The organism is Paenibacillus turicensis, from assembly GCF_017873435.1.
Lineage (GTDB): Bacteria > Bacillota > Bacilli > Paenibacillales > Paenibacillaceae > Fontibacillus > Fontibacillus turicensis.
In genome coordinates this window covers 123,568-134,688 of sequence record NZ_JAGGKG010000004.1, presented here as the reverse complement: position 1 = coordinate 134,688, position 11,121 = coordinate 123,568, and the positions used below count along the sequence as shown (strand labels likewise).

At 39.3% G+C, this 11,121-nt stretch carries 8 protein-coding genes and 1 pseudogene; all 9 read left to right on the top strand.

What is annotated here, in order from left to right; genetic code table 11:
* The first annotated feature begins 53 nt into the window (after positions 1 to 53).
* The gene (locus J2Z32_RS06205) at positions 54 to 1,367 is read left to right on the top strand and encodes an extracellular solute-binding protein (RefSeq protein ID WP_210088308.1); all 1,314 of its coding nucleotides are present in this window, start codon (positions 54 to 56) and stop codon (positions 1,365 to 1,367) included.
* Between the two features lie 176 nt (positions 1,368 to 1,543).
* Positions 1,544 to 2,413 (top strand): carbohydrate ABC transporter permease, encoded by an 870-nt coding sequence (locus tag J2Z32_RS06200; protein ID WP_210088307.1) that lies wholly within the window; start codon positions 1,544 to 1,546, stop codon positions 2,411 to 2,413.
* A 10-nt stretch (positions 2,414 to 2,423) separates the two neighbouring features.
* Positions 2,424 to 3,305: a carbohydrate ABC transporter permease gene (locus J2Z32_RS06195; RefSeq protein WP_210088306.1), complete on the top strand. Its 882-nt coding sequence runs from the start codon at positions 2,424 to 2,426 to the stop codon at positions 3,303 to 3,305.
* 185 nt (positions 3,306 to 3,490) lie between these two features.
* Complete coding sequence (locus J2Z32_RS06190) at positions 3,491 to 4,288, top strand: alpha/beta hydrolase (protein WP_245251247.1); 798 nt, start codon at positions 3,491 to 3,493, stop codon at positions 4,286 to 4,288.
* 327 nt (positions 4,289 to 4,615) lie between these two features.
* Positions 4,616 to 5,239 (top strand): polysaccharide deacetylase family protein, encoded by a 624-nt coding sequence (locus J2Z32_RS06185; protein WP_210088305.1) that lies wholly within the window; start codon positions 4,616 to 4,618, stop codon positions 5,237 to 5,239.
* A gap of 535 nt (positions 5,240 to 5,774) precedes the next feature.
* Positions 5,775 to 7,652, top strand: a complete 1,878-nt coding sequence (locus J2Z32_RS06180) for a carbohydrate-binding protein (RefSeq protein ID WP_210088393.1) — start codon at positions 5,775 to 5,777, stop codon at positions 7,650 to 7,652.
* Between the two features lie 95 nt (positions 7,653 to 7,747).
* Entirely contained in the window at positions 7,748 to 9,292 is a 1,545-nt protein-coding gene (locus tag J2Z32_RS06175) for a glycoside hydrolase family 43 protein (RefSeq protein ID WP_210088304.1), read from the top strand.
* Positions 9,293 to 9,435: 143 nt separating this feature from the next.
* A pseudogene (gene xynC, locus J2Z32_RS06170) lies at positions 9,436 to 10,662 on the top strand (glucuronoarabinoxylan endo-1,4-beta-xylanase XynC); the annotation flags it as partial.
* A 90-nt stretch (positions 10,663 to 10,752) separates the two neighbouring features.
* Entirely contained in the window at positions 10,753 to 11,103 is a 351-nt protein-coding gene (locus J2Z32_RS22695; RefSeq protein ID WP_425342982.1) for a carbohydrate-binding protein, read from the top strand.
* Positions 11,104 to 11,121 lie beyond the last annotated feature (18 nt).

The following is an 11,121-nucleotide window of genomic DNA, read 5'->3' as shown; positions in this document are numbered from 1 at the left end:
TTCCCTACAATAAGCAATAGAGCTAACAAATTTAATAGGGAGGTTATATAGAAATGAAAGCGCTATTAAAAAAGACGTTAACTGTAGTTTTAGCTGTGGGTTTAGTCGGTAGTCTAGCGGCATGTTCATCAAACTCCTCGGGCGATAAAAAAGGAGATAGTGGCGGTAAGATAAGCTTAACTCTATGGGATCAATCCGTTGGTAACACAGATCCTTCAGCTAAATTATTGCCTGAGATCGTTGCTCAATGGAACAAAGACCACCCTGATATTCAAGTGGAACGTGTAGGAACGACTGGAGAGCAATATAAAACAAAGATCAAAACGTCGATTGCCGCAGGGGAAGCACCTGATTTATTTTATGGCATGGGTGGCGGTAGCTTTATGCAGCCGTACATTGAATCCAAAAATGTTTTGGAAATTACAAGCTATTTAGATGATGACATTAAGAGCAAAATGGGTGCGGGTATGGCCGAAGCGATTGAAACAGACGGAAAAATATATACATTACCTGTCTACACGCATATTGCAAATTTATATGTAAATACAGCGCTATTTGAAAAGGCAGGCGCTAAAATTCCAACCACCTATACTGAATTGCTAGATGCAGTAGAGAAACTCAAGGCAGCCGGAATTACACCTGCATTGCTAGGGGAAAAGGATCGTTGGCCTGGTATGTATTGGTATGACATTATTGCGATGCGCCAAGCCGGAAATGCCGCAGTCATCGAAGCGTTCAAAGATCCGTCTAAATGGAATTCACCTGATTTCGTGGCGGCAGCAACAAAAATGCAGGAGCTTGCGAAGGCAGGTGCATTTAACACGAGTATGTTTAGTATGAGCTATGATGAAATGTTAGGTGCATTTAATGCGGGCAATGGAGCTATGATGTTCCAAGCGAACTGGGTAAATGCTGGAATTGAAGACCCTGCCTCTGCTTCTAAAGGGAACGTCAAGGTTATTCCTTTTCCTGTAATGGAGGATGGCAAAGGTACAGCGACAGAAATATTTGGTGGCGCAGTAGATGGATTCTTTATTAGTAGTAAAACAAAACATCCAAAAGAAGCGGTTGAATTTTTGAAATATTTAAGCGAACAGCTAGGGACACAAGGCTTCTTAGCAGGTGCAGGTCTTCCAAGCTGGAAAACAGATGGATTAGATACGTCGAGCTTATCTTCTCTTGATTTATCAAGTGCTGAAATTATGAAAACGGCAACCTCCTTTATCGGGTGGTGGGATAACATTCTTCCAGCCGAATCCGCCGAAGCACATAAAAACTTAATTGCACAGCTATTAGCGGGTGATATTACACCTCAGCAATTTTGTGAGCAAATGGCACAATCGAAACCAACAGAGCTGAAGCTGTAAACATAGAAAATTGAGCTAAAGTGAGATGAGCTGTTTAAGCTATAAGCTCTAAAATCTAAATGCTAAGCTCTATACGCTGTATAAAGCTATAACGAAAGAACGTGCTAGGGCAAGTGTAGAGTCAAGTGTAAAGTCAGGGAGAAGTCCCTGGCTTTCTCTTGAAAAGGAGGACAATCATGAATACTGTATTTTCAAAAAAAACAACGATAGCAATCTTTGTATTGCCTACAATTATCGTTTTTTCTGCCATTGTACTTATTCCTATTTTCGTATCAAGCTATTACAGCTTGTTGGATTGGAATGGCGTTGGCAAAGGAACTTTTATCGGATTAGACAATTACGTGGCAATGATGAAGGACCCGCGGGTAATTAATTCGATTAAAAATTCACTTTTATTTGCAGCCGCTTCGATTTTTATTCAATTACCGATTTCCTTGCTGCTTGCATTGATTTTAGCCTCTTCGGTTAAAGGAGAAGGTTTTTATCGTACCGTCTACTTTATCCCTGTTTTAATTTCGACGGTTGTTATCGCGCAACTATGGAGCAAAATTTACAATGCAGATTACGGTCTATTAAACACACTATTAGAAAATATCGGGTTATCGAGTTGGGCGCAGGATTGGTTAGGGCAAAAGAAAACCGCGCTAGCGGCTTCGTTTATTCCTACACTATGGCAATATGTAGGGTATCATATGCTGCTCATGTATGCAGGGGCAAAGTCAATCTCTAAAGACATTTTTGAAGCTGCAAAAATGGACGGAGCCTCACGTATTCGCACCGCCTTTTCCATTACGATCCCACTGATGCGCCCTATTTTAAAAGTATGTCTCATTTTCTCTGTAATAGGTGCGTTTAAAGTGTTTGATTTGATTTACGTATTAACCGCAGGAGGGCCTTTCTATACGACGGAGGTACCAAGTACCCTCATGTACATGACGATCTTTGATACGTACAAATATGGCTACGGCAGTGCTATCTCAGTATTTATTATTTTAGAGTGTTTGGTATTTACAATCCTCATCAATAAATTTTTTAAGACGGAATAGGGGGAGGGACATGCGTACAAATCCAGATTCAAAAACACAGACACAAACAATCGTTTTGCCAAAAAGATCGATCTCAGTGGGCGGTATTTTGCTGCAAATATTTCTAATCATCGTTGCCATTATTCAGGTTTACCCGCTTATCTGGCTTGCTTTTTTCTCACTCAAAGACAATAGTGAAATTTTTGGCGGTGGTGTGTTAGGTTTCCCTAAGCAATTTTTGTGGAGCAATTATAGTAGAGCCTTGTCGGAAGGACATGTGTTCAGTTACTTTTTAAATAGTGTATTTGTCACGACCGTTTCGATTGTACTCGTTTTAATTTTGTCGTCGATGACGGGCTATGCCATTACGCGAATGAAGTGGAAGCTAAGTAATGCTACGATGACGATGATTTTACTTGGAATGATGGTTCCGATCCATGCTGCTTTGTTACCGTTATTTATGGTATTAAAAAATTTAAGCCTATTAAATAGTTATTGGGCATTAATTATTCCTTACGTTGCATTTGGAATTCCGATGGGCGTTTTTATTATAGGTAGCTTTTTTAAAGGGATACCCCGCGAACTAGAGGAAGCCGCTGTAATTGACGGCTGTGGGGTGTACAAAACATTTCTGCTCATCGTGTTACCGCTTGTGAAGTCGGCGATTGCCACAGTAGCTATCTTTACTTTCTTATCGTGCTGGAATGAATTGATGTTTGCCGTCACTTTTATTAATGACATTAAATTCCAGACGTTAACGGTCGGAATGATGTCGATGGTGGGTACTTACATTACGCAATGGGGGATCATTGGTGCAGGACTTATGATTACCACGATTCCAACGGTAGGTATTTACTTACTATTAAATAAGCAGGTTCAAAATAGTATGATTGCAGGCGCAATTAAAGGATAAATGTGGAGGGCTACTCTATTAAGGGGTAGCCTATTTTTATTTTTTAACGTGAACATTTTAAGGAAAATGGTGGTAAACTAAATATAGTTTTTTATGTAATCGCATTCATAGAGGGAATTGTTGCAAGCCAAAACAACGTTTAAGTATGAATTTGATTTAAGCATTTTAAGAAAAAAGGAGGAGGTATGGAATTGAATATGAGCTATAATCCACATCTACATCCAGCTCCAGCAGGATTTGATATGCCACAAAGCAAAGTAGAACAGGGACAGGTTTTGGACTTTACGTATTTTTCAGGCGTAGTAGACAAGGAGCGTGCAGCTAAAATTTATTTACCCCCACACTACAATAACGAGACAAAATACAATGTGCTTTACTTACTGCATGGTGTTGGTGGGGATGAAGAGGAATGGTATAAATATGGCACGCCACAGCATATTTTGGATCAATTATATGCTAATCAAGGCATCCAGCCTATGATTGTTGTGTTACCAAATGGACGTGCTGCACAAAATGATCGGGCTGAAGAGGACCATTTTGCACCCGATAAGATTGAGGGCTTTAGGCGTTTTGAACGTGATTTACTAGAGTATTTAATTCCACATGTTGAGGCTAATTATTCTGTTCTTACTGATCGTAAGCATCGTGCTTTAGCAGGCTTGTCTATGGGTGGTGGGCAAACCTTAAATATTGGGCTTCACCATGTTGATCAATTTGCGTGGCTTGGCGCTTTTTCATCTGCACCTAATACATTGCCACCTGAGCAGTTATTGCCTAACCCTGAAGAAGTAGCAACAAAGCTTGATTTGCTATGGTTGTCTTGCGGATTAGATGATGAGTTGAAGCATGTTAGCGATCGAACCCACGAATACTTGGCGGCACATGACGTTCCGCATATTTGGTACGAGGAGCAGGGTGGGCATGATTGGCCTGTGTGGAAAAATGATTTGTATCACTTTGTACAATTAATTTTTAAAAACTAGTAATAGACAATTGGAGATGGTAGCTACGAAACAGAGAGTTCTTCCGATCGTTGTTAAAATCAGATTTCTTTCGTTGTGTAATTATTTGTTGAAATCAGATTTTAAGATACGAGCGTTTCACTTCTCCAGAATCTCTCTGTTCCTTCGCTAGCTTGGGCTGTTGTCTATTACTAATGCTCAGAGCATTTAATTGGAAACTGTTATTGAGAGCTCAATCATTTTTAGAATTAGTACTTGATAAATACATCGTAGCCCCCACCTAGAAAAATGATCAAGTACTCATTGTTGTGTTGAGCTCAAACTAGAGTATAGAAAGGAACAACGACATTGGTTAAATTAATAGAGAAGATTGCTACAGAGCATAAGGTAGTAGCATTTACGTTTGATGATGGTCCAGATGCACAGTTTACTAGACAAATTTTAAATATATTCCGAAAAGTGAATGGCAAGGCAACATTTTTTATGATTGGTGAGCAAATGGACGCAAACGAAGAAATTGCTAGAGAGGTGTATGAGGCAGGTCATGAAATTGGCAATCATACGTATTCCCATCCTGATTTAACGACGTTGCCAATGGAACAAGTAGCATCGGAGTTACAGAAAATGCATGAGCGCATCCACCAATTAACGGGGCAATCGCCAATCAGCTTCCGCCCTCCTTTTTTTCAAATCAATGCAAGTATCGCTGAGCTAGCTACAAATGCTGGGTATGCGATGATTAGCGCCTGTAACACTGGGGCTAGAGATTGGGAGCAGCCACAGCCAAGTGTTGACTTCATGGTGACTCAAACAAAGGAAGTGACTCAAGCCGGTAGTGTGTTTATTTTCCATGATGGATATGGTGATCGCACCAATACAGTAGAGGCTGTATCTATTTTGGTAGATGCGCTTCATGCTGAAGGCTATCGCTTTGTTACGATAAGTGAACTAATTAGTTTGTCTAAGGACTAAACTATTTATAATCTGTTTAGTAGAGTGAGACTGTCGAAAATTTGATTTTCGGGGGTCTTTTTTATTTGTCTAGTACTAAATTATACGATTAATCTATAAAATTAATAAAATGTAAAAAAATAGATTGTATTAATTTGGAAATATGTTACTATATTAGGTGATAAGGTTAAAATTTATTAACTATTTAAAAATATCATTTATGAAAACGTTTACTAATTAGTTGGGGTTTATGAACAAGCTTGAATATTTTAATTTTTAAGTGAGGGTCAGGCTTGTCTTCAACCATAGAGTTTATTTGAAATACTTTGGAAGGGGGACGTCTATATAAGATTAATAAAAATTAAGTATTTTGCATGATTACATTGTAACCGCTTTCTTTTAGGGAAAACAGCTTTGAGAGATAGAACCTATCATCATGAATTGTACCGTTATGCAATTGGAAATATAGTTAAATTCCAAATTGGAGGAGATTTGTGTGATTCGTAAACGATTGATAACTTTACTAGCATTTGTGCTTATATTTGCAGGTTTACCTATGGGAATTGGACATGCAGCTAATCAACCTATTGCGAAAACTCCTGGTAATGCAAATCCGCTCATGGATCATAAGTTTGGGGCGGACCCTTATGCTTTGGTGCATAACGGTAGAGTTTATGTGTACATGTCTGGTGATGATCTTGTTTATAACAGCAATGGAACAATAAAGGATAACGACTTTAGCAAGTTAGTTAAGGTTCGTGTTATTTCATCCGCTGATATGGTGAACTGGACAGATCATGGAGATATTCCAGTAGCAGGAGCAAATAATTTAAATAACGGCCAAGGGATTGCAAAATGGGCTTCTTTTTCATGGGCACCTGCCGCAGCTAAGAAGACCATAAATGGTAAAGATAAGTTTTTCTTGTATTTCGCGAATAGCGGTGGAGGTATTGGTGTTTTAACTGCTGATTCTCCGATTGGACCTTGGTCTGATCCTTTAGGTCGCGCACTTATTACACACAATACGCCTGGAATGTCAGGAGTTCATTGGTTGTTTGATCCAGCAGTGCTGGTGGATGATGACGGTACAGGTTATTTGTATGTGGGTGGCGGAATACCAAACGATAAAGATCCAGTATCGATCGCAAATCCAAAAACAGCACGCGTCATTAAATTAGGCAATGATATGATTAGCCTTGCGAGCAGTGGTGTGACGATTGATGCGCCATATCTGTTCGAGGATTCAGGGATTCATAAATATAATGGCAAATATTATTATTCCTATTGCTTTAACTTCTCTGGCACACATCCACCTCAATATCCTGCTGGTGAGATCGGATATATGGTGAGTGATAGCCCGATGGGACCATTTAGATACGAAGGTCATTTCCTTAAAAATCCTTGGGCTTTCTTTGGCGTAGGCGGTAATAACCATCATGCGGTATTTAACTTCAATAATCAGTGGTATGTTGTGTACCATTCGCAAATTGTAGCTAAAAATCAATTGGGTGATGGCAAAGGGTATCGTTCCCCTCACATCAATAAATTAACGCATAATGCTAACGGAACGATCCAAGAAGTACAAGGGAACATGCAAGGAGTAGCTCAGCTTGCGAACTTCAATCCTTATACAAGAGTTGAAGCGGAGACGTTTGCTTGGCAAGCAGGCATTACAACAGAAAAGAGTAATGCTACTGGTGGCCCAGCCAACAACCAAAATGTTACGAATATTAACAATGGAGATTGGGTTGGAATTAGTAACGTTGATTTTGGCTCTGCAGGTGCAACGAAATTTAAAGCTAATGTAGCTGCAACAACAGCTGGAGGCAAAATCGAAGTGCGATTGGATAGCCCAACGGGTCCTCTTGTAGGCACTTTAAATGTTCCTTCTACTGGTGGTGCACAAAACTGGAGAGAAGTAGAAACTAGTATTTCTAATGCTACAGGCGTACACCGTTTATTCCTTGTATTTAGTGGTAGCGGAGGCGGTAACTTATTTAACTTTGATTCTTGGCAGTTTTCTAACGAAGCTGGTGGAAATCCTAATCCAAACCCAAATCCGAATCCAGACGTAACGAGAGTGGAAGCGGAAAACATGAGAATCAGTGGGACATATGCGGGAGTCATTAGCAATCCTTTTAATGGCGTAGCCTTATATGGAAATGATGATAGTATTGCATATGATCAATATTATGCATTCGATACGCATCAATTTTCACTACGTGGCGCATCTAACAACAATAGTACAGCGCGTGTGGATCTACTGATTGGTGGTCAAAATGTAGGCTCGTTTTATTTCACAGGCACAACACCAACGGTGCAAACCTTAACCAACGTGAAGCATCTTACAGGTGCACAAGAAGTGAAGCTAGTTGTAACTACAGATAATGGTACATGGGATGCATATGTAGACTATCTTGAATATTCATTATAGTTTTTATGTATGCGCTTACTCTAGGGTGGAATATTGAAATGCCAAAATGTTGAGTTGTTGCATACGGAAGGAAAGGTCAAGAAAGGAAGAGGAATATGAAAAAGTTAGCTATTTTATTCATGCTTTTTCCACTTATTCTGGCATCGTTACCAACAGGTCACGCCTCCGCAGCAACGTTTAACAATCCTGTTATTTATGCAGATGTTCCAGATAGTGATGTCATTAGGGTAGGTAACACCTATTATATGACAAGTACAACGATGCATCTAAGTCCAGGTGTACCTGTTATGAAATCATACGATTTAGTAAACTGGGAAACGGTGAACTATGTATATGATACCCTTGCCAATACGAATTCTTTTAACTTAGATAACGGACAAAATGAATATGGTCGTGGTTCTTGGGCAAGTAGCTTGCGTTATCATAACAATATTTATTATGTCGTCTTTGCTTCATTATCAACGGGAAAAACGTATATTTACCAAACTAACAATATTGAAAATGGTCCATGGACGTCATACAGTATTGGCGGTTATTATCATGACCCTTCGTTATTGTTTGATCAAGGGCGTGCCTTCCTTGTTCATGGTAATGACAATATTAGTATCGTTGAATTGACTGCGGATGCCAAAGCTCTGAAGTCTGGTGGAATGAATCAAGTGCTAATTCCGAATGCAAGTCAAGTTGCGGGTTCTAGCATGATCGTCAAGGCTGAGGGAGCTCATATCCAAAAAATAAACGGTAAATATTATGTGTTTCTTATCGCTTGGCCTTCGGGACAAGGACGTACCCAACTCGTTTATCGTGCGGATAGCTTAACAGGTTATTATACAGGTCGTGTTGCATTACGTGACTCAGGGATTGCTCAAGGTGGTATTGTTGATACGCCAAATGGTACATGGTATGGCTTACTATTTAGAGACAGTGGTGCAGTAGGGCGAATTCCGTATTTGGTCCCTGTTAGCTGGTCTGATCAATGGCCAGTGTTTGGTGTTAACGGTAAGGTTCCACTTACGATGAATATGCCTGCTGATGGTTACCCAGCTAAGAAGGTGTATGCATCAGATGAGTTTAATAGTGCGGCACTTTCAAAGGTATGGCAATGGAACCATAACCCTGATCCTCAAAATTGGTCATTATCAGAGCGAAATGGTTTTATGCGTATCAAAAATGGAAAAATCAGCAAAAGCATTCTTGAAGCGCGTAATACTTTGACACAAAGAACGTTTGGTCCTAAAAGCACAGGTATCATCGCAATGGAAACATCCGGAATGAAGGATGGAGACTATGCAGGGCTTGCTGCTTTTCAAGCAAAGTATGGATTTGTTGGCGTGAAGGTGTCAGGGAATACGAAGTCGATTGTAATGGTAAATGCGAGCTCTGGGACAATGTCTGAGGTTGCTAGTGTACCTTTAACACAAAACCAAATTTATTTGAGAGTGATGTGTGATTTTACCAATCAGACGGATAAAGCCTATTTTGCTTATAGCTTGAATGGGACAAATTGGACCTCCATCGGCAATACACTTCAAATGTCTTACACGATGCCACATTTTATGGGATATCGATTTGCTTTATTTAACTATGCTACGAAAGCTACAGGTGGTTTTGTAGACTTTGATTATTTTCATATTCAGTAAGCTGAGTTAATGACTTGATTTAGATCTATGGTATTATTTATATTTAATGGAAAATATTATATTATCATTACGAGTTTTATAAATTAATAGAAAAGGGAGTTGAATTTTTAATGTTTTCTCGCATAAAAAAGTCATTCATTACAATGTTAGCAGTGGCTACGTTATTACCTCTAATCACCATTCCAATGTCTCCTAAGGCAGAAGCGGCAGGGAACGTTACTGTTAATTTAGCGTCGGAGAAGCAAAGAATTCAAGGATTTGGAGGGATGAACCACTCCGTATGGATTGGAGATCTTACTGCAGCCCAACGTGAAACAGCATTTGGCAATGGGGCTAATCAACTTGGATTTTCTATTCTGAGAATTCCGATTCATGAAAATAAAAGTAATTGGCAATTAGAAGTAGCTACAGCAAAAGCGGCAATTGCGAAAGGTGCGATTGTATTTGCCTCTCCTTGGAACCCACCTAGTGATATGGTAGAGAACTTTAATAAGAATGGACAAACTGCAAAACGTCTTAAATATGATAAGTATGCTGCATATGCTCAATATTTAAATGAGTTTGACACTTATATGAAAAACAACGGGGTTAATCTGTATGCGATTTCAGTGCAAAATGAACCTGACTATGCGCATGAATGGACATGGTGGACACCAAACGAAATTCTTCGTTTCATGAAGGAAAATGCGGGAACGATTAACAACCGCGTTATTGCGCCTGAGTCATTCCAATATAGAAAAGATATTTCAGATCCAATTTTAAATGATCCACAAGCGTTGCAAAACATGGATATTCTTGGTGCACATACGTATGGAACTCAATTTAAAGATTTTGCTTATCCTTTGTTTAAACAAAAAGGACAAGGTAAAGGGCTTTGGATGACAGAGGTTTATTATCCTAATAGTGATATGGATTCAGGCAACCGTTGGCCAGAAGCCTTAGATATTTCCTATCATATGCACCATGCAATGGTAGAAGCCGATTTTGAAGCTTATGTATGGTGGTATATTCGTAGAGGATATGGCCCAATGGCTGAAAACGGCACAATTACTAAACGTGGCTACAATATGGCGCACTTCTCTAAATTTGTACGTCCAGGCTACAAACGTGTAGATGCTACGAAAACGCCTGAAAATAATGTTTTTGTATCTGCATACAAAGGTGATAATAAAGTTGTTATTGTTGCAATTAATAGAAATACATGGGCAACCTCTGAAAATATTACATTGCAAAATGGTTCAGCATCAACCGTGTCTTCATGGGTAACAGATGCTTCTAGAAACCTAGCAGCAAATGCAAATATCAATGTCACTAATAATGGATTTACAGCACAATTGCCTGCACAAAGTGTAACAACATTTGTAGCGGACTTAGGCGCTGGAAATACAAACCCAGGAAATCCTGGAAATCCAGGAAATACTACGGGTACAACTTACGAAGCTGAGAAGGATACTACATTAGTGAATGCTATTGTAGAACAAACAGATGAAGCTAACCCTATTAGTTTTGTGAACTTTACTGGTGTAACAGGTGCATCTATTCAATGGGATAACATTTATTGTGCAGTATCAGGAACTAAAAATGTTCGCTTCCGTTATGCTTTAGAAACAGGAACAAGATATTTAGATGTTTATGTAAATGGAACTAAAGTGATTAATAATGCACCATTTACAGCAACAGGACACTGGGGAACATGGGGGGAAACAACCATTCAAGTTCCAATGAATGAAGGAATGAACTCATTTAAGGTAGTGACTACAGGTACAGAAGGACCGAATATTGACAATATTCATGTAACTGCAAGCAACTAAGTTTAGAATTAACAAAGG

Excerpts from the sequence above, each read along its gene's own strand:
- J2Z32_RS06195 (WP_210088306.1), top strand. The coding sequence starts at position 2,424 with ATGCGTACAAATCCAGATTCAAAAACACAGACACAAACAATCGTTTTG.
- J2Z32_RS06180 (WP_210088393.1), top strand. The coding sequence starts at position 5,775 with ATGGGAATTGGACATGCAGCTAATCAACCTATTGCGAAAACTCCTGGT.
- J2Z32_RS06205 (WP_210088308.1), top strand. The coding sequence starts at position 54 with ATGAAAGCGCTATTAAAAAAGACGTTAACTGTAGTTTTAGCTGTGGGT.
- J2Z32_RS06175 (WP_210088304.1), top strand. The coding sequence starts at position 7,748 with ATGAAAAAGTTAGCTATTTTATTCATGCTTTTTCCACTTATTCTGGCA.
- J2Z32_RS06190 (WP_245251247.1), top strand. The coding sequence starts at position 3,491 with ATGGAATTGAATATGAGCTATAATCCACATCTACATCCAGCTCCAGCA.
- J2Z32_RS06200 (WP_210088307.1), top strand. The coding sequence starts at position 1,544 with ATGAATACTGTATTTTCAAAAAAAACAACGATAGCAATCTTTGTATTG.